The sequence below is a fragment of the Borrelia sp. RT5S genome (genome assembly GCF_021165755.1).
In the GTDB taxonomy this organism is placed as follows: Bacteria; Spirochaetota; Spirochaetia; order Borreliales; family Borreliaceae; genus Borrelia.
Genome location: NZ_CP088936.1, coordinates 690,342 through 708,754, shown reverse-complemented (window position 1 = coordinate 708,754; position 18,413 = coordinate 690,342). Strand labels below are relative to the sequence as shown.

Annotated in this window: 17 protein-coding genes; 8 read left to right on the top strand and 9 right to left on the bottom strand. The window is 34.2% G+C overall.

All coding sequences use genetic code 11. From position 1 onward, the window contains the following. The 5 genes from secF to groL are packed head-to-tail and all read right to left on the bottom strand — an operon-like array spanning position 1 to position 5,011. Positions 1 to 900 (bottom strand): protein translocase subunit SecF, encoded by a 900-nt coding sequence (gene secF, locus LSO06_RS03390; RefSeq protein ID WP_231760647.1) that lies wholly within the window; start codon positions 898 to 900, stop codon positions 1 to 3. Beyond that, positions 884 to 2,644: a protein translocase subunit SecD gene (secD, locus tag LSO06_RS03385; RefSeq protein ID WP_231760646.1), complete on the bottom strand. Its 1,761-nt coding sequence runs from the start codon at positions 2,642 to 2,644 to the stop codon at positions 884 to 886. The genes secF and secD overlap by 17 nt, the downstream gene beginning before the upstream one ends. Positions 2,645 to 2,700: 56 nt before the next feature. Continuing rightward, positions 2,701 to 3,009: a preprotein translocase subunit YajC gene (gene yajC / locus LSO06_RS03380; RefSeq protein WP_231760645.1), complete on the bottom strand. Its 309-nt coding sequence runs from the start codon at positions 3,007 to 3,009 to the stop codon at positions 2,701 to 2,703. A gap of 15 nt (positions 3,010 to 3,024) precedes the next feature. After that, positions 3,025 to 3,321 carry a hypothetical protein gene (locus LSO06_RS03375; RefSeq protein ID WP_231760644.1) on the bottom strand — a complete coding sequence of 99 codons (297 nt, stop codon included), beginning with the start codon at positions 3,319 to 3,321 and terminating at the stop codon, positions 3,025 to 3,027. A 55-nt stretch (positions 3,322 to 3,376) separates the two neighbouring features. After that, a complete protein-coding gene (gene groL, locus LSO06_RS03370; protein ID WP_231760643.1) occupies positions 3,377 to 5,011 on the bottom strand; it encodes a chaperonin GroEL in 1,635 nt (544 codons plus the stop codon). Between the two features lie 200 nt (positions 5,012 to 5,211). On the opposite strand from groL, the gene LSO06_RS03365 reads away from it, so the two are divergent. The 3 genes from LSO06_RS03365 (at position 5,212) to LSO06_RS03355 (ending at position 8,508) form a co-directional block, all read left to right on the top strand. After that, positions 5,212 to 6,891 (top strand): histidine kinase, encoded by a 1,680-nt coding sequence (locus tag LSO06_RS03365; protein ID WP_231760642.1) that lies wholly within the window; start codon positions 5,212 to 5,214, stop codon positions 6,889 to 6,891. A gap of 100 nt (positions 6,892 to 6,991) precedes the next feature. After that, a complete protein-coding gene (locus tag LSO06_RS03360) occupies positions 6,992 to 7,528 on the top strand; it encodes a ferric uptake regulation protein (protein WP_231760641.1) in 537 nt (178 codons plus the stop codon). After that, positions 7,525 to 8,508, top strand: a complete 984-nt coding sequence (locus tag LSO06_RS03355) for an alpha/beta hydrolase (RefSeq protein ID WP_231760640.1) — start codon at positions 7,525 to 7,527, stop codon at positions 8,506 to 8,508. The genes LSO06_RS03360 and LSO06_RS03355 overlap by 4 nt, the downstream gene beginning before the upstream one ends. Before the next feature lie 27 nt (positions 8,509 to 8,535). Here the strand turns inward: LSO06_RS03355 and LSO06_RS03350 are convergent, their stop codons facing one another. Both LSO06_RS03350 and LSO06_RS03345 read right to left on the bottom strand, forming a co-directional pair. Continuing rightward, positions 8,536 to 10,080, bottom strand: a complete 1,545-nt coding sequence (locus LSO06_RS03350) for a PTS transporter subunit EIIC (RefSeq protein ID WP_231760639.1) — start codon at positions 10,078 to 10,080, stop codon at positions 8,536 to 8,538. A gap of 49 nt (positions 10,081 to 10,129) precedes the next feature. Next, positions 10,130 to 10,825 (bottom strand): N-acetylmannosamine-6-phosphate 2-epimerase, encoded by a 696-nt coding sequence (locus tag LSO06_RS03345; protein ID WP_255673281.1) that lies wholly within the window; start codon positions 10,823 to 10,825, stop codon positions 10,130 to 10,132. A 153-nt stretch (positions 10,826 to 10,978) separates the two neighbouring features. Between LSO06_RS03345 and ylqF the strand changes: the two genes are divergently transcribed. The 5 genes from ylqF to LSO06_RS03320 all read left to right on the top strand — a co-directional run bounded on the left by ylqF (position 10,979) and on the right by LSO06_RS03320 (position 15,636). Next, the gene (gene ylqF, locus LSO06_RS03340; protein WP_231760889.1) at positions 10,979 to 11,827 is read left to right on the top strand and encodes a ribosome biogenesis GTPase YlqF; all 849 of its coding nucleotides are present in this window, start codon (positions 10,979 to 10,981) and stop codon (positions 11,825 to 11,827) included. A 91-nt stretch (positions 11,828 to 11,918) separates the two neighbouring features. Continuing rightward, positions 11,919 to 12,965 (top strand): ABC transporter ATP-binding protein, encoded by a 1,047-nt coding sequence (locus LSO06_RS03335; RefSeq protein WP_231760637.1) that lies wholly within the window; start codon positions 11,919 to 11,921, stop codon positions 12,963 to 12,965. Between the two features lie 2 nt (positions 12,966 to 12,967). Then, positions 12,968 to 13,771, top strand: a complete 804-nt coding sequence (locus LSO06_RS03330) for an ABC transporter permease (RefSeq protein ID WP_231760888.1) — start codon at positions 12,968 to 12,970, stop codon at positions 13,769 to 13,771. 9 nt (positions 13,772 to 13,780) lie between these two features. Next, complete coding sequence (locus tag LSO06_RS03325) at positions 13,781 to 14,572, top strand: ABC transporter permease (RefSeq protein WP_231760636.1); 792 nt, start codon at positions 13,781 to 13,783, stop codon at positions 14,570 to 14,572. A 17-nt stretch (positions 14,573 to 14,589) separates the two neighbouring features. Continuing rightward, entirely contained in the window at positions 14,590 to 15,636 is a 1,047-nt protein-coding gene (locus LSO06_RS03320) for an ABC transporter substrate-binding protein (RefSeq protein WP_231760635.1), read from the top strand. Positions 15,637 to 15,676: 40 nt separating this feature from the next. On the opposite strand, the gene LSO06_RS03315 is transcribed toward LSO06_RS03320, so the two are convergent. Both LSO06_RS03315 and LSO06_RS03310 read right to left on the bottom strand, forming a co-directional pair. Beyond that, positions 15,677 to 17,017: a Na+/H+ antiporter NhaC family protein gene (locus tag LSO06_RS03315; RefSeq protein WP_231760634.1), complete on the bottom strand. Its 1,341-nt coding sequence runs from the start codon at positions 17,015 to 17,017 to the stop codon at positions 15,677 to 15,679. 28 nt (positions 17,018 to 17,045) lie between these two features. Beyond that, entirely contained in the window at positions 17,046 to 18,386 is a 1,341-nt protein-coding gene (locus tag LSO06_RS03310; protein WP_231760633.1) for a Na+/H+ antiporter NhaC family protein, read from the bottom strand. Positions 18,387 to 18,413 lie beyond the last annotated feature (27 nt).

Genomic DNA, 18,413 nt, shown 5'->3' with positions numbered 1-18,413 from the left:
TTATTTAATCTTTTTATAAAGACTTAAAAGAACAGGAGACGCTATAAAAATCGAAGAATAAGTACCAACAACCACACCCACCATAAATATTAAAGAAAAATCCTTTATGGCACCCTCGGTAAATATATAAATAGACAATACAGCAACGAATGTAGTAACAGAAGTCAAAATAGTCCTTGATAAAGTTTGCCCAATACTTATGTTTAAAACACTTAAAAATGAAGTACCAGTAAGACTCCTAGAATTCTCCCTAATTCTGTCAAAGATGATTATAGTGTCATTTAAAGAATATCCAATAATAGTCAATATTGAAACAATTATTGAACTGTTTATCTCTATCCTAAACACTCCTAAAAAGGAAATCACAAAGAGTATATCATGTATCGTTGCAAATATTGATGCAATAGCATAGCTTAACCTAAATCTTAGTGCCACATAAACTAAAACAAGTGCAAACGTCAAACAAACCAATAACGTTGCCTTTGTCCTTAAAGTAGAGGAAAAACTTGAATCAATAAAATAAGAATCAAGAATTTCAACATTAGCCTGATATTCTGCCTCTAATTTTTCAATCAAAGCGCTTTGTATGTCTTTCTTAAAAGCATAATCAGTAACATCTGACTTCACCACAACAAAAAAATGACTCCTAAATTCATCACCTAATATAATCTCATTGACCTCAAATGTTTTATAAGTTGAAGACAATATCCTCTTGACTTCGTCATCTTTAATTCCCGATTTCTCTATGGCAAAATTGATACTAACTCCAGAAGAAAAATCTATCCCCCAGTTATACCCATTATGATACACAAAAGTACAAACAAGCCCCAAAAAAATCACAAAAAGGCTAATCACCATTACTCTATTGCCGTATTTCAAAAAATTAAACATTTTTTGCATAATGAGAACTCCAAGAAATACTTACAAACTTACTTTTATTACAAGAAACTATAACTTCCAAAATGAACCTTGAAAATACTAAACTGCTGAAAAGAGACGCTACAATACCAACAGACAAAGACCATGCAAATCCCTGAATCACTCCTGTCCCAAGAAGAGTCAAAAATAGAACAGCAATGAAAGTTGTAACATTTGAATCCATTATTGTCCAAAAAGCTTTCTTAAATCCATCTTCGAAAGCTCTTTCAAACTTACGACCATTCCTTATTTCTTCTTTAATTCGCTCATAAATAATTATGTTAATATCAACAGCCATACCCATAGTTAATACAAGACCTGCAATACTTGTAAGAGTTAAAGTAAAATTAAAAGCCGACAGAATCGCCAAGATTAAAAACAAATTATAAACAACCAGCGAAAATCCTGCCACAAAGCCACTGAACCTGTAATAAATCAACATGAAAAGAAAAATTAAAACGAGAGCAAGAAGAGATGCCTTTATTCCAAGCTCAACTGTCCTCTCCCCAATAGTAGGCCCAATAACCCTAAGATCATCTATTTTTATTTTAACTGGAAAAGCCGCTGTTTTAAAAACAAGTGCAAGCTCACTGGCTTCTTTCTTATCAAAAGAATCTCCCTGAATTGAAACATTACCACCAGCAATAGCATAACTAATGCCCGCCACCGACTTAATCTTGCCTTCCATAACCACAGCCAAAGCTTTCCCAATGTTCTTTTGAGTAAATCCAAAAAATTTTTCACTTCCCTCACTATCTAAGCTAAATGTAACCATGTCCTTACCGGTTCTGTGATCACTTGAAACCCCAGCATCCCTAATGTGTACACCATCAAAAGAACTACCAACACTAGAGTCCACAACATAATAGCGAACACTAGATTCATCATCAACGCCATAAGAATCTTTAACATACCAAGGAAAAATTTTCTTATTTTCACCAAGGCTCATATTATCTTTAATCTCAGAAATAGAAAAAATAGGTCCGGCCTCCAAGATTTTAGCATTAAGCATAGAGGTGCCCTCATCGTCAACAACATAAAAGGTCAAATTACCTTTACCACTTAAAAGAGAATCAACGCGATTCTCATCCCTTTCCCCTGGAATATCTAGGAAAATTTTACTACCACCCGCCTCTCTTATAATCTTAGGTTCTGTAAGCCCAAAGGTATCCACCCTCTCTTTCAATATTTGCATCGTACGCTCAATGGATTCCTCCCTTTCCAAAGAGGTCAAACTTCGTCCCAACTTTTTCTCAAGATCTGAATAATCAAGAGAAATAGTAACGCTCATTCCTCCAGACAAATCGAGACCAAGCTGTATTATTCTGCTCTTATCTCTCTTTATATTTTCATAATGTTTGTAAATTTCAAGGTTAAGTTCTTCAATATCAGAATCTGTTAAAAATCCATCTCGCAAAGTCTTAACACTCAAAGAGCCAGGAAAAACTCTACCATAAACCTTGTAATTTTTCCTTGCCACCGGTATTAAATACTTTAAATCATCCGGAATCTGTGCATCTGGGTCCTTCTGGTACAACTCTTTAAGCCTAACAAGAGCACCAAAAGCCTCCCTCTTGGAATAATCCTTTAAAGCTTCCTTTGAATACGAACTAATCCTCTTATCTTCCTCTCCGGTAAAAAAATACCACTTTAAGGTAGGAGACACTAAAAGATAAGAAAAAAACGTTACAACTACTATTAGCACAAATTTAGAGAGCTTACTCATCCTAATACACCCTTATATCTTAATTGAGCACGTAATACCTGCCAACTCTACCGTTCTTATTTTTTATCTTCAACCTTTTCAGAAATAACCTTTTCAATTGAAGTCTTCAAAAACCTCACGTCAGAAGCCGAATTCAGTTCGAGAACAACTTCAGCATCACCGATCTTCTTAACAACGCCAAAAATCCCACCCACAGTCAAAACTTTATCGCCCTTTTTAAGGTTTTGTATCATTTCTTTCTTCTTCTTCTCTTCTCTACGCTGAGGAGATATTACTAAAAACCAAAATATAGCAACTACAGGAACAAAGACCAATAAACTCCTAAAAAAACTACTGCTATGGCTAAATTCTTGTAATATAAACATAAAATCTCCTACCCTCTAAACGTACACAACTCTTATCCTCGAAATATCATCTGGATATGCTACCCCAAAGAGGAGCTTAAGCTCCTCTTCTTTACTATAACCAGACTTACTAATCTTATTGTATCCCTCAATTAAATACTCAATAAGGAAAGTGTCATTTTTACAAAGAGCCTTACTAAAAGCACTCCTGTAAAGCCCAAGCTCAAAAAGCTCCTTAACACCCTTGTCTTTATGTTGCCTTAAAAGCTCCTTATCTATTATTGCCCTAGCGCCATCATACCCGATACAAAACACAAACTCATTTTCACTCAAATCCAGGGCCCCTTAACACAATAATGATATTGAAAAACACAAAATTAAGCCCAATCTACATCATCCCCATTCCAGGATCCATAGGGTACCCACCACCAGCACCACTCTTTTCTTCCTTAACTTCAGCAATAGCGCATTCGGTTGTTAAGAGTAGTCCCGCAATTGAGGCTGCATTCTGAAGAGCACTTCTTGTAACCTTAGCAGGATCAATTATCCCACTATCAATCATATTTACCCATTTAAATCCAGCTGCATCAAACCCAAGTCCCTTCTTCTCAGTCTTAATCTGGTGAATATAAATAGAACCCTCAAACCCAGCATTAGAAATTATCTGTCTCATAGGCTCCTCGAGACTTCTCTTTACAATCTCAAACCCCTGCTTCTCCTCATAGCTAAGCTTACTTGTGTCAACAGTGTCAAGATACATAGCGACCTCAATAAGAGTTGCACCACCTCCAGGAACAACACCCTCCTCAACAGCAGCACGAGTAGCAGACAAAGCGTCCTCAACCCTATGTTTTTTCTCCTTAAGCTCTACCTCAGTAACAGCCCCCACATTAATAACAGCAACACCGCCAACAAGTTTTGCAAGACGCTCCTGAAGCTTCTCTCTGTCATACTCAGAGCTGGTCTCCTCTATCTGCTTCTTAATAAGCTCCGCACGCTCCCTTATTTGCTCTTTATTTCCAGTATTAATAATAGTAGTATTATCCTTGTCTACCTTCACAGACTTAGCTTGCCCAAGTTGTTCAAGCTCGACACTCTCAAGACTAAGCCCCAACTCTTCACTAACAAGAACCCCCCCAGTAAGTATCGCAATATCTTCAAGCATAGCCTTTCGTCTATCTCCAAATCCAGGAGATTTAATTGCACAAACCTTCAATGCCCCACGCACACTATTTAAAACAAGAGCAGCAAGAGCATCCCCCTCAATGTCCTCAGCAATAATTAACAAAGGCTTATTTGTATTTAAAACTTTTTCAAGAACGGGTAAAAGTTCCTTAATAGTACTAATCTTCTTTTCGCATATCAAAATAAGAGCATCATCAAAGCTCACGCTCATATTCTCTTTATTTGTGGAAAAGTAAGGAGAGAGATATCCTCTATCAAATTGCATACCCTCAACATAAGAAATTGTAGTATCAAAAGTCTTTGATTCCTCAACAGTAATAACTCCATCCTTTCCGACTCTATCCATCGCTTCAGCAATTTTCTCACCTATAGAATTATCATTATTCGCAGAAATAGACGCCACCTGCGTAATTTCTTCCTTAGTAGTAATTTTCTTTGCAGCCTTACGAATCTTATCAGCAGCCAAAGACACAGCATGATCTATGCCCTTCTTTATTCCAATAGGATTAATGCCAGAAGAAACATTCTTAAGCCCCTCCCTAGCAATTGCGTAAGCAAGCACAGTAGCCGTAGTAGTACCATCTCCAGCTACATCGTTTGTCTTAATAGCAACCTCTTTTAAAAGCTGGGCCCCCATATTCTCAAATGCGTTCTCAAGTTCAATCTCACGTGCAACACTAACCCCGTCCTTAGTAACCGTAGGAGACCCAAATTTCTTATCAATTAAAACATTTCTTCCCTTAGGCCCAAGAGTCACCTTTACAGCATTTGATAATTTTTCAATGCCGCTGAGTAAACTTTTCCTAGCATCTTCATTAAAATGCATTTCCTTTGCCATAAATCTTACCCCTTTTAAGTATCAAAATTAAATTTAAACCTAACATCGTAAATGTTAGCATAAACCTTATACATATCACTATAAGGATATAAAATTTTTTATTTATTAATCAAGACTCAAATCACGGAAACTAACCAATAATTTACTGTAAACAAATACCATTTCTACTAATCTCATATATACTTATTATTAAGATTTTTATGTTGTTTAGAAAATTTAGAGGTTCAAGTACCTACATCGTTATTATCTCGATAACCGCATTTGCTGAAAACAAATTATGTTCCATTTTATCAAACACAAGGTATTTAATTGAAAATAAAAAACTAAGATATAAGATACATTGGACATTCCCGACATACTTTTTTGAAATTCTGAAATTAAATCCAGAATTAAATGAATGGTTTTTTAAAAGACTTAAAAATAATGAAGATATTTACATACCAAGCACCTACAGCGGCAGTCCCCATGAATACATGCTACACGACGAGATCCATGTAGACCTATATTGGTCCTTAAAAAATCCATTCGGTAGTGGATATAAAGATTTATTCAAAGATAGTCCTCCTGTATTTTATATGTACAAGATGGAAAAACTAAGAAAAAAAGTGCTTGAACTATATAGAAAGCTTCATTTTAACTACATAGAAGGAGTAAGATACACAAAAAATAAAAAAAAATATTTAGTTTTTTACAAAAATAATTGTCAATTCTTATCCGAAATTCAAGACCCTGGAATACACAAGAAGAATATAAATACACTTCTTTACTTTCATGAAATTAAAGAAGTGTACAATAATCAAGAATTGAAAAATTTCCTACTCTCCCTAACGGGGCTGGAAACGAACCTTTATAGCATTAAGATACAAAATCTAGAAGGAACCAAAATAGTTGCCGACTTTTTAGAAATCCCAGAGTTCAATTCACTAAGGGAACAAGCAATAATTCTACAATTCCAAAACAAAAGACTAAAAGAATATCAAATAAATGAAAATTCTCTAAAAGAATTTTTAACTAGTAAAAATTTTGAACAACACCCAAACAACCCAGAGTCTGTTACGAGCAAAAACCTTGAATACAACATGGAAGGCAATTTTACGCTATCCCATTTGAAATATAACGTGAAGTTTGAAGAAGGAAAACTTAGCAAAATACAACACAAGGAGAGAAAAGTTGAATTTCTAAACTCTTGCAGAACTTATCTTAGAATTTTATCAAAAAAAGAAATCATTATAGAACCAACTATTGAAAGCTCATTCTCATTTTCAAATGATAAAATTTTAGGTGTTAGGCAATACTTGGATTTCAATACAAAAGAAAAGTCAATAATTGATTTCTTCCTGGATGAAAATCTTGCAGGCTTCTTTATATCTATGAAAATAGTATGGCCCTCTGATATAGCATTAGATAGTAAAACTCTAAAAACAGTCGACACAAATTATTTACTTGAATATTCAAGTTTAGAGATACCCATCTTCGAAGTTAACAGAGAAACAAGCTTAAAGATTACTGCAAGATACAATGACTATGACACTTACGAAAAAATTATTGAAACAAAAAGAGACGCTAAGGGGTACATTAACGGCACGGAATTTTTAATCTCTAAGGGAAATGACCAGAGCAGCAATTTTTTTATTAGTTTTCTACACATCGAAAAATACATAATATACACAATTAATTACAAAATCGAAAAACGGTGCAATAAGAGATGGTTTATTTTAAACATAGGAGGTTCTTACAATATAGTAAAGACCGAAGATTTGAGTAATTATTCTTTGAGTCTGAATTTATTATTACTCCCAATGAATAATAATTTTGATAACAAAATAAAGATAAATTCAAAAATAAAAAATCTGCTCTTCTACCCAACCATAAAAATATGAAAATAAATAACCGACAATAGTAAAATATCAATAAATCGTTATAAAATTATTCCATAAGGACGTTAAAGTACTTAATCTTAAATAATAAAAGGTTTATTATATGAATAATGACATAATGGAAGTGCATTCCACTTTAGAAAAGGTAGGAATTACTAATGACCCTGTCCTGTTAAAGGCGTTAACAACAGAATTGGGAATGAAAGCTTCTCATTCAAGAAATAGGATAATTTTATATATAGCATCAAACCCAAGGGAATACTTCACAGCAAAAGAAATTTATAATAAATTAATAACAGAAATACCAAGCTTATCGAAAGCAACAGTGTACAACACACTAAACATTTTAAAAGAACGCAACATTTTAAAAGATATAAAAACAACTGACCAAAAGGAAACGAGATTTTACCTAAGTTTGTCTTCTACAATAGCTCACTTTAAATGTAATAGATGCAACCAAGTCTATCCGATACAACTCAATGAGATTAAAGATATTTTGAAAGACAAACTTGGAGAGGAATGGAGAACTAAATCTATTGAAATTATTTATTCGGGAGCATGCAACAACTGCTCCCAAAAATTGAGCAAGGAAAATGTAGACATTCTTTGCGACTCCAACTACAAGGAAAACAATTTATGACCATAAAAAATGCTATCTTCATTTTTGTATTCCTACTTCTCCTAGTACTAGTCAGTCCAAGGGTGAAGTTTAGGAACGAATTTATAAAGGTTAAAGTTCCTAATAAACTTGAAGAACTGGACCAATACTTATTGATTGGAGAGTCTAAATTCAATTTAGAAGAAAACACAAAAAAGGAAATCATATGGAACAGAAACAAGGAACAAGCAGAATACTCTGTTGTTTATTTTCATGGATTTGCGTCATCCAAAAATGGGATCTATCCTGTTCCAAATAACATAGCAAAAGCTTTAAATGCAAATATTTTTTTTACAAGATTCAAAGGTCACGGCATCGACGAAAAAGATGCGTTTAAAGGTATTCAAACTCAAGATTGGTTAAGGGACATTGACGAGGCTATTCAAATTGGAAAATTAATAGGAAAAAAATTAATAATTATTGGGACCTCAAATGGTGGAACTGCCGCTATTTGGGCACTGGAAAACTATCCAAACGAAATACACTCTGCTGTCCTAATATCTCCTAATGTCTATCCTAAAGATAAGAGAACAAGCTTGATTTACTATCCCTGGGGCCGCCAACTTGCATATCTTGTAACAGGTGGGTACAATAAATTTGAAACAAAGGAAAGTAAGAAGATAGAGCACGAAGTGGTTAAAACCTTCCATTCAGAATTGCAACAAGTAGATTCAATAATCGCAATGATGGGCCTTGTTAAGTTAATCAACTCGTATGGATTTGATAAGATAAAGACCCCTATGATAATAATTTATCCTCCCAAGGACCCAACAGTAGATACTAGTAAGATAAATCAGTTTATAAGCGAATATGGGGGACGTATAAAAGAAATACCGATTACCCTTATTGAAGGCCGTCACTCTCACGTTCCAGTCGGAAATCACAGCTACAGGAGCGCCCAAAACACGTCTTATTTCACAAAGTACGCAATTGCCTTTATCAAAAACATAGAAAGCAAGTAATACAACACTTGCTTTCACTTTCAAACTTTAATTACCAAGTATTTCTTCTATCTCATTCTTCAGTACGCTGACCCCAGGTCCGTAAACCACCTGAATTCCATTGTTCTTAATAATCACTTTCTTAGCCCCGGTATTATCCAGAGTAGTTTGCAAAACCTTAATAGAATCCTTTACAGTAACTCTAAGTCTTGTAGCACAACAATCAAGCTCAACAATGTTCTCAACACCTCCAAGACCTGCAATCACCTCAGATGCAACAGAACCCTCTTTTGACTCTCTAAAAGAAAGAGATGAATCACTAGTATCTAGGATATCCTCCCTTCCTGGAGTCTTATAGTCAAATCTAGATGTAAAGAAATAAAAACTCAGATAATACAAGAAAAACCAAAAAACACCTACCATTGGTACTAATACCCAATTTGTTCTGGAATTACCTTGCAAAACCCCAAAAAGAATAAAATCAATAAATCCACCAGAAAAAGTCTGCCCTATTGTAATTTGTAAAATATGTGAAAGCATAAATGCAAAACCATCAAATACAGCATGCATAACATAAAGAAAAGGTGCTACAAACAAGAAAGAAAATTCAAGAGGCTCCGTAATTCCTGTCAAAAAGGAAGTCAAAGCTGCTGATAGCAAAAGACCAAAAACTTTTGTTTTCTGACTAGGTTTTGCAAGTCGGTAAAGAGCAAAAGCAGCGCCGGGCAATCCAAACATCATGGTAATAAATCTTCCACTCATAAAACGGCTCGTTCCAACAAAAAATCTATCAGTACCCTGAGCAGCAAGTTCAGCGAAAAAAATGTTCTGAGTTCCCTCAACTAACTTACCATCCACAATCTCAGACCCACCAAGACCAGTTGTCCAGAAGGGCAAATAAAATATATGATGCAATCCAAAGGGTCCAAGCATTCTTAAAAACACACCATAAATTAGAGTTCCAACATAACCTGTTGCATCTACTAAACCACCCACTTTGCTAATTCCAGACTGCATAAACGGCCAAAAAATAAACATAAACACAGCAAGCAGAATGCTTGCAAAAGAAACAACTATCGGTATAAACCTAGAACCTGAAAAAAATCCAAGAACTCTTGGAAGCTCAACTTTATTTAACCTATTGTGAAGATAATAAGTCAATATCCCAACAACCACACCCCCAAAAACACCCGTCTCTAAAGTCTTAATCCCAAGTATTAGCCCAACAGCTCCACTTGAGAGAACTTCAGCTTTTCCTGACATATCAACTAAAATACCAATAGTAGCATTCATAACAAGATATCCAATAAAAGCTGCAAGCCCTGCAGTTCCCTTGTCTGATTTTGCAAGCCCAACAGCAACTCCAATCGCAAATATCGGAGCTAAATTCACAAAAATAATAGCACCCGCCGTGCTCATTATTTTAAAGGCTGACTGCAAGAAAAATATATCTAGAAAAGAATAGGCGCTAACCGTCGCCGGGTTGGATAAAGCCCCCCCAATTCCTAAAAACAATCCCGATGCAGGGAGAATAGCAATAGGCAACATAAAAGAACGTCCAAATTTTTGAGCATTCTCAAAGAATTTTCCCATAAAAACTCCTATCTGTCTTAAAAAGACACAACAAACATTATAAATACTTTTAAATTTCCCCAACCTCATTTATCTTTTTAACAAAACTTTTTGTAATTTCCATAGGCCTCGTAATAGCCCCCCCTACAACAACAAAAGAAACTCCCAGTTCAAAGCATCTCTTGGCTTTAAGAGGTGTATCAATCTTGCCCTCAACTACTAATTTTGATTTAAAATTACACTTGAGCAACTTCTTTAAAAAGGAAAAATCATCATCTGCAATGTTGTACCCCTCAGTGTCCTTTGTATATCCATGCAAAGTTGTACCAATAAAATCAAACCCAAGCTTATCAGCAGTAACAGCTTCTTCCAAAGAACCAATATCTGCCATTAGAAGTTGATCTGGATATTTATTCCTAATTCCATTAAAAAATTCAGACAGCAAGATTCCACCCGGACGTTCTCTTAGAGTAGCATCAAGAGCAATAACATCAACACCTTCCCCGCATAGTTCATCAATCTCCCTAATAGTAGGTGTAATAAAAACGGGAGAATTGTTATAGACCCTTTTAATAATGCCTATTATCGGTAAATTAACCTCTGATTTTATTCTGCTAATATCTGAAATCCCATTGGCTCTAATTCCAACTGCTCCCCCCAGCTTTGCTGCTAATGCCATCCTGGACATAATAAAACTACCATGCAATGGCTCATCCTCAAGCGCCTGACAAGAAACAATTAAACCTCTTTTAATCTCCTTATTAATACTAAAACCTCCTATAACCTAACTTCTTGCAGAATTTAAATATGATCAATGCGACCTATACAATTTTTCAAAAAGTATAATCCATTATAGATTTAAGAACACAAAAATACAAAAATTTTGCTTGACATGTTTATATTAAACTATAATCTAAACATGTCAAGCAAAATAAACTGGTTTCCTGGCCACATGAAAAGGGCCTTGGAATTAATCAACGAAAATCTTAATAGAACAAATATCGTATTGGAAATCCTTGACGCGCGGGCGCCACTTAGTAGTAAAAATCCACTAACCGAACAAATCATTAAAAATGCAGGAAAGGAAAAAATAATACTTTTAAACAAGTCAGATCTTACAATTGAAAGAGAAATTTTAAAATGGAGGTCATATTTTGATTCTCTTGGTGATCACGTAATAATTAGCAATATTTACAAAAAAGGAATGAAGAAACAGATAATAGACAAAATTAAAAAAACAGCAAGTGTGAAAAAAATCAAAACTTACACAGAGAAAATAAAAGTCTTAGTAATTGGAATTCCAAATGTTGGAAAATCATCAATAATGAACCTACTGGTAGGGAAAAAAAGCGCAAGTGTTGCAAATAAACCGGGGCATACAAAAAATATACAAATCGTTAAAGTAAATGAAGAAATTAATATTTTTGATACTCCCGGTTTATTATGGCACAATTTAGAAGACCAGAAAATTGCAAAAAAACTTGCAATACTAGACATGATAAGAGAAGAAATAATAGACAGTACGGAACTTGCGCTCTACTTGCTTAAAGAAATGCACAATAATAACAAAAACAATTTGTTAAATAGATATAAAATAGCCTCAACGGATTCACTTAAAATTTTGGAGGAATTTGCAAAGGTAAGGGGGTTTATGAATAAAAAATGCAAAATAGACATGCAGAGAACATCAAAAACACTAATAAAAGAATATAGAGAAGGCAAGTTTGGAAAAATAATACTCGACCTTAACATACCAAAACAACATTAAATTAAAATTATTTACATAAGAATTAATATAAAGTATAATTCACTACTGTGCAATTTACTGATGCATGCGTAAAAAAGGAGGGTCCCATTAGTTGAATAGTCTTATCCTAGAGATTAAGGACTTAAGTCATTGCTACACTGATAGCGGTAGTAAAACTCTAGATAAAGTTAATTTAAAAGTTAAAAAAAATGAATTTATTACACTACTTGGTCCATCGGGCTGTGGGAAGACCACTCTTATTAAGATACTGGGAGGCTTTTTAAGTCAAAGGGATGGTGAGATCTACTTTTTGTCGAAAGAGATTTCAAAAATTAGCCCTAATAAGAGAGAGCTGAACACTGTATTTCAAAATTATGCGCTGTTTCCACATATGAATGTTTTTGACAATATTGCATTCGGTCTTAGAATGAAGAAAATAAACAAAAATTTGATCAAGGAAAAAGTAAGTTCATCTCTTTCTTTGATTGGAATGCAAAAATACGCTTATAGAAACATTAATGAATTATCGGGAGGACAAAAACAAAGAGTTGCAATCGCAAGGGCAATAGTTATGGAGCCTAAACTTTTGCTATTAGATGAACCACTCTCTGCACTTGATTTAAAGATGAGACAAGAGATGCAAAGAGAGCTTAAAAATATACAAAGGAAGCTTGGAATCACTTTTATTTATGTTACTCATGATCAAGAAGAAGCCTTAACAATGAGTGATAGAATAGTTGTAATGAATGAGGGAGTAATTCTTCAAATTGGGACACCTGAGGAAATTTACAACGAACCTAATACAAAATTTGTGGCTGATTTTATTGGAGAAAGTAATATTTTCGACGGAACATACGAGGACGAGTTTATTGTTAGTATGTTTGGCAAAAATTTTGAATGCCTTGACAAGGGGTTTGAAAATAAGGAACCAGTTGACCTTGTAATACGACCAGAAGATGTAAAGATACTTCCCAAGGGTAAGGGACACTTAAGTGGAGTTATAACCTCGGCGATATTTCAGGGTGTTCACTACGAAATGACACTAGAGATTGCAAAATCCAACTGGTTAATCCAGAGTACAAAACTTACGAGAGTCGGGGAAGAAGTTGATATATTCCTAGAGCCTAACGACATTCATGTAATGGGTAAAAAACAATAATGATGAACAGAATAACATTGGTCCTATATGTTCTATTTTTGTCAATCTTTGTTATAATCCCGCTTCTCATAATCATAACGCTTGGATTCCTTAATGAAAATAATGAAGTTACATTTGCAAATTTTAACAGACTACTAGAACCAAGTTACTTAAGGATTTTTTCAAGAAGTACTAAACTCGCGTTCATTGCAACCATTTTCTGTATTCTTATTGGATATCCTACGGCATGGTTCATATCAATATCGAAAAAAAGTATTCAAAACGTACTCATAATAATGATAATACTTCCCATGTGGGTTAATACCCTGCTTAGAACTTACGCTTGGATACGGATATTAGGAAGAAATGGAATTATTAATAACCTGCTTGAAGCAATAGGACTTCCCAACATGGATTTAATCTACAATGAGCAAGCTGTAACAATCGGCATGGTATACAATTTTCTGCCATTTATGGTGCTACCTGTGTACACAGGTCTTTTAAAGATTAAGCCTGAATATATTGAAGGTGCAAGGGATCTTGGAGCAAGAATGTGGCAAATTTTGCTGTACGTAAAGGTACCATTGACATTATCTTATCTTGCGACAGGAATAATAATGGTATTTATTCCCTCCATTACGGTATTTATCATCTCAGACTTGTTAGGTGGCTCTAAACAAATTTTAATTGGAAACTTAATTGAAAAACAATTCTTATTCGTAGAAGATTGGCATACTGGAGCTGCTATTTCTTTTATTGTCATGTTAGTGATATTAATGTTTAACCTCACAATACTTAGATTAATGCAAAAAAATAGTGTGGAATAAGGAATCAATATGCTTAACGTACTAAAAAACACTTTTTTATTCTTTACATTTGGATTTATTTACGCTCCCATAATAATTTTAGTAGTTTACTCCTTCAACGCGGGGGATCATGGCTTTTTTTGGCAAGGGTTTAGCTTAAAATGGTACAAGGAAGTTTTTGAATCACAGCAAATAAAGACCGTAATATACAATACTCTATCCGTAGCAATAATATCATCTTTAGTTTCTGTTGCAATTGGTGTCCTGGGTGCCTATGGCATTTATAAAACCAAAAATAGAAGAATAAAAACAATTCTGCTATCGATCAATAAAATACCGATAATTAATCCTGATATTGTAACAGGTATTAGCTTGATGACATTTTACTCAGCTATAAAAATACAGCTAGGATTCTCTACCATGTTAATGTCACACATAATGTTTTCAACACCTTATGTAGTAATAACAATTTTGCCCAAGCTATATTCACTTCCAGAAAATATCATTGATGCAGCTCGCGACCTTGGAGCTTCAGAGAGTCAAATATTTAAAAACATAATATTCCCAGAAATAATTGGAGGCGTAGCCACAGGCGGACTTATTGCATTTACATTATCCGTTGATGATTTTTTAATATCCTTTTTTACAACAGGACAAGGCTTTAATAACTTATCAATACTTATAAATTCTTTAACAAAGAGAGGAATAAAACCTATTATAAATGCAATTTCTTCCATCTTATTTTTTGTAATACTTAGTCTTTTATTTATTATTAACAAATTTGTAGGAATTAAAAAATTAACAACAGACACAGAAATTTAGATAAAAGGAGTTTAATTTTGAAAAAAATATTAGTAATATTAATCTTAATAATTCTATCTTGTAACCCTGGAGAGAAAAAAGACACTCTTAATATTCTTAATTGGGCAGAATACATTGATGAAGACTTGTTGGCTCAATTTGAAAGAGAAAATAATGTAAAGATAAACTATGAAATCTTTAATAATAATGAAGAAATGATGGCAAAGTTCAACAGCACAAAGGGTTATTATGACATAATAGTGCCCTCAGAGTATTTAATCGGGGAATTGGCAAGTGAAAATAGAATTGAAAAAATAGACCACGAAAAATTGCCAACTGTAAGAGAAAATATTTTAGAAGAACTTAAGGACCTAGAGTATGACCCTGGAAATGCTTACTCTATACCTATGTTTTGGGGGGTAATGGGAATACTTTACAATAAAACAAAGATTGACGCAAAAGACATGAATGGGTTTGATATCCTATTTAACGAAAAATATAGCAAAGAAATTGCAATGCTGGATTCTCCAAAAGAAAATATTGGAGTTGCACTTAAACAACTTGGTTATTTATTTAATGAGCACGACATATCAAGAATAAAAGAAGCCGGGGAAGTATTAAAAAAACAAAACCCTTTGCTGGTAGGCTATTTCTCAGATATTGCTGCAAAATCACTAATACTTAATGGAGAGGCGTCTATTCAGTTAACATGGAGCGGAGAGGCTCAAGACGCGATGATGAAAGACGCAAATCTAGATTTTTATGCTCCTGAAGACACAAATCTCTGGATTGACGTAATGGCTATTCCATCAGACGCCCCTCACAAAGAACTTGCTTACAAATTCATAAACTTTCTTTATGAGAATGAAGCATCTTACGCAAACTTTCAAGAGACAAGATATAATTCCCCAAACAAAAATGTGCTGAGTCGTTTAAAAGATGAGGCAGAGCAAAATCCTGAAATGAAATTATACTTAGAAGAAAAATTTCTTCCAAAAGATTTTTCAAAACTGGAAGTATTTAAAACAGTACCTAGAGAAGTAAAAGAAGAACAACTAAAAATATATGTAGAATTAGCTTCCTGAAAATTATCTAAAGGGAAACAACCTTTCTAAAGGTTGTTTCCTAGATTCTAGCAAAACGCAAAATATGCTTTTTTAAACTAACACCAATTATAGAAGAAATGATGATGATACCTAGAAAAGCTTGATAGAACAAAAATGAGATGATATCAACTGGAGATATGGCCCCCTTTGCAAGATTTATTACACTTATCATGTGCATGCCGTATGGTAGAGTGCCTATTAAAGCACAAGAAGAAACAGAAAGCAAGGCCGCACATCGCTTAGGACATATCGAATTATCCTCAGATATTCCCCTGGTTACAGTTCCATTAACTAAAATCGCAAGCCCGCTATTTGCAAGAAAACCTGTCACCATAATTATCAAAAAAGTAATCGTAAATTCAGCACTTCTCCTACACTTAGCCAAAAATCTCACCTTGCTTAAAACCCACTCAAATCCTCCATGTTTAATAGTCATGTAAGACACTCCTCCTGTAAAAATAACAAGAATAATCATGTCACTTAAATCCAATAAACCTCTATTAATATTTTTAGACATTGAAAGCAAAGTTAAATCGCCGCACAAAATACCAATACCACCAGCGATCAATATCCCAAGAAATAAAACCAAAAACACATTTACTCCTAGGAACGCAAAAGCTATAACAAAAAGGTAAGGAAGAACTTTCAAATAATTAATATCCGCAAGATCAACTACAAAATTGACATTTGAAACAGACGAACCTACAATAGCAAACGCTACGGTCGCCATTGCAGCAGCAGGTATTGCAAACCAAGCTCCACTATTAAAAACATCCCTGATCTTAACTCCTTGAGTACGGCTGGCGATAATGGTTGTATCTGATATTAAAGACATACTGTCTCCAAAAGCACCTCCTCCAAGCACAGCCCCTGCAACCATTGGCAAAGGAATTCCGCTTTTATTTGCTATCTCAAGCCCGATTGGAGTAATAGCTACAACAGTACCCATAAAACTACCAGTTGAAGTAGAGAGGAAAAGGCATATTAAAAATATACCTGCTACCAATAAATTAGAAGGTATATATTTAAGTCCAATATTCGCTACAGTTTCAATACTACCTATCTCCTTACAAACAGAAGAAAAAGCACCTGAAATCATAAATATTAAATAAATAAATGTAATATCAAACTGTGCACATCCTTTAATAAACTCATTTATCTTATCTGTAAACGAACCCTTAAATAAAAGAAATGCTGTAACAATACCCAATAGCATAGCAACTATGGGTGGCATTTGATAAAAAGCCATCTTAACACCTTGAATTTCTAAAACCACCCCAGTTCCAATATAGACAACAATAAAAATAATGAAGGGAACAAGTCCTAGAAAATTCGGTGCCACACATTTACTCGTGTCCATTAACACCTCCTATATAACTTAAACTATCTTAATTCCTAGAAAAAGACCAAGAAAATCTTTTAATATCAAGGCCAACCATAGATAAAATCACAAAAAGTAGCAAAAAAAAATGATAAATTAAAAACGATATAATATCCATAGGAGAGACAAGTCCATCAAAAAATCCTATTAAAATTATCATTTGAGCCCCATATGGAATAAAGCCCTGGGAAATACAAGAGAAAATATCTAGAAGGGAAGCACTCCTACAAGAGGATATCTCATTCTTAACAGATATTTCTTTTGCAAATTTGCCACAAATAAGAATGGCAATCGTATTATTAGCCAGAAAAACATCAACAACAGAAGCAAGGGATGCTATTACGAACTCTGCAGAGCACTTGCCTCGTATTAAAGTCTTAAGCTTAACTAAAACCCACTTAAACCCTCCGTTTTTAATCACAACAAAAGACACCCCTCCTGTAAGTATTGAGAGAAAAATTAAGTCACCCATACCTAGAAAGCCTTCACTAATTTTTTTCATCACATATAAAAATTGCAAGTTTTCATAAAAAATACTAATAACACATACAAAGAGAATGCCTACAAATAAAACAAAAAAAACATTTAACCCCAACAGGGATAAAACAATAACAGAAAGATAAGGCACTACTTTAATTAGGTCTACTGAACTACTAACCAAAGATTCCACAGTAGTCAAATCACCTGAGAGAAAATAAAATCCGAAAAAAGTAAATATGGCTGCTGGGAATGCATAAACAAAACTAGCCTTAAAAACATCTGCAATACTACTACCCTGAGTACGACTTGAAACAATAGTTGTATCTGATATTAAAGAAAGATTATCCCCAAATACGGCACCACACATCACAGCAGCAGCCATTAAACCTAAATTAGAACCGATCCGACTAGCTATTTCAAAAGCAATAGGAGCAATTGCTACGATTGCCCCTACAGAAGTTCCTGCTGAGAAAGAAATAAAACAAGTAATTAAAAATATGCCTGAAACGACCCATCTGGAGCCTATATATCTAAGCCCAATGTTAGCAACAGCTTCAACACTGCCTATTTCTTTACAAAGTGTAGAAAAAGCTCCTGCTAGTAAGAAAATAAGACACATCAAAATGATGTCATATTGAGAAGCCCCTTGAACAAAACTATGAATTTTATCCTCTAATTTTCCCCTAAAACCCAAGAACCCCGTAATGGACGCAATAAACATTGCAACGCTTGCAGGAAGCTGATAAAAAGCCATTTCTACACCTCTAAATTCCAAATAAACCCCAGTTCCCAAATAAATTACTACAAAAACAATGAAAGGCAACAGCCCTAAAAAATTTGGTCTAATCTTAACATCAACATTCCTCATACAAAACACCCTCAAACAATAAACTAC

Coding starts and splice junctions, on each gene's coding strand:
- secF (WP_231760647.1), bottom strand. CDS start 900: ATGCAAAAAATGTTTAATTTTTTGAAATACGGCAATAGAGTAATGGTG.
- secD (WP_231760646.1), bottom strand. CDS start 2,644: ATGAGTAAGCTCTCTAAATTTGTGCTAATAGTAGTTGTAACGTTTTTT.
- yajC (WP_231760645.1), bottom strand. CDS start 3,009: ATGTTTATATTACAAGAATTTAGCCATAGCAGTAGTTTTTTTAGGAGT.
- groL (WP_231760643.1), bottom strand. CDS start 5,011: ATGGCAAAGGAAATGCATTTTAATGAAGATGCTAGGAAAAGTTTACTC.
- LSO06_RS03365 (WP_231760642.1), top strand. CDS start 5,212: ATGTTGTTTAGAAAATTTAGAGGTTCAAGTACCTACATCGTTATTATC.
- LSO06_RS03360 (WP_231760641.1), top strand. CDS start 6,992: ATGAATAATGACATAATGGAAGTGCATTCCACTTTAGAAAAGGTAGGA.
- LSO06_RS03355 (WP_231760640.1), top strand. CDS start 7,525: ATGACCATAAAAAATGCTATCTTCATTTTTGTATTCCTACTTCTCCTA.
- LSO06_RS03350 (WP_231760639.1), bottom strand. CDS start 10,080: ATGGGAAAATTCTTTGAGAATGCTCAAAAATTTGGACGTTCTTTTATG.
- ylqF (WP_231760889.1), top strand. CDS start 10,979: ATGTCAAGCAAAATAAACTGGTTTCCTGGCCACATGAAAAGGGCCTTG.
- LSO06_RS03330 (WP_231760888.1), top strand. CDS start 12,968: ATGAACAGAATAACATTGGTCCTATATGTTCTATTTTTGTCAATCTTT.
- LSO06_RS03325 (WP_231760636.1), top strand. CDS start 13,781: ATGCTTAACGTACTAAAAAACACTTTTTTATTCTTTACATTTGGATTT.
- LSO06_RS03315 (WP_231760634.1), bottom strand. CDS start 17,017: ATGGACACGAGTAAATGTGTGGCACCGAATTTTCTAGGACTTGTTCCC.
- LSO06_RS03310 (WP_231760633.1), bottom strand. CDS start 18,386: ATGAGGAATGTTGATGTTAAGATTAGACCAAATTTTTTAGGGCTGTTG.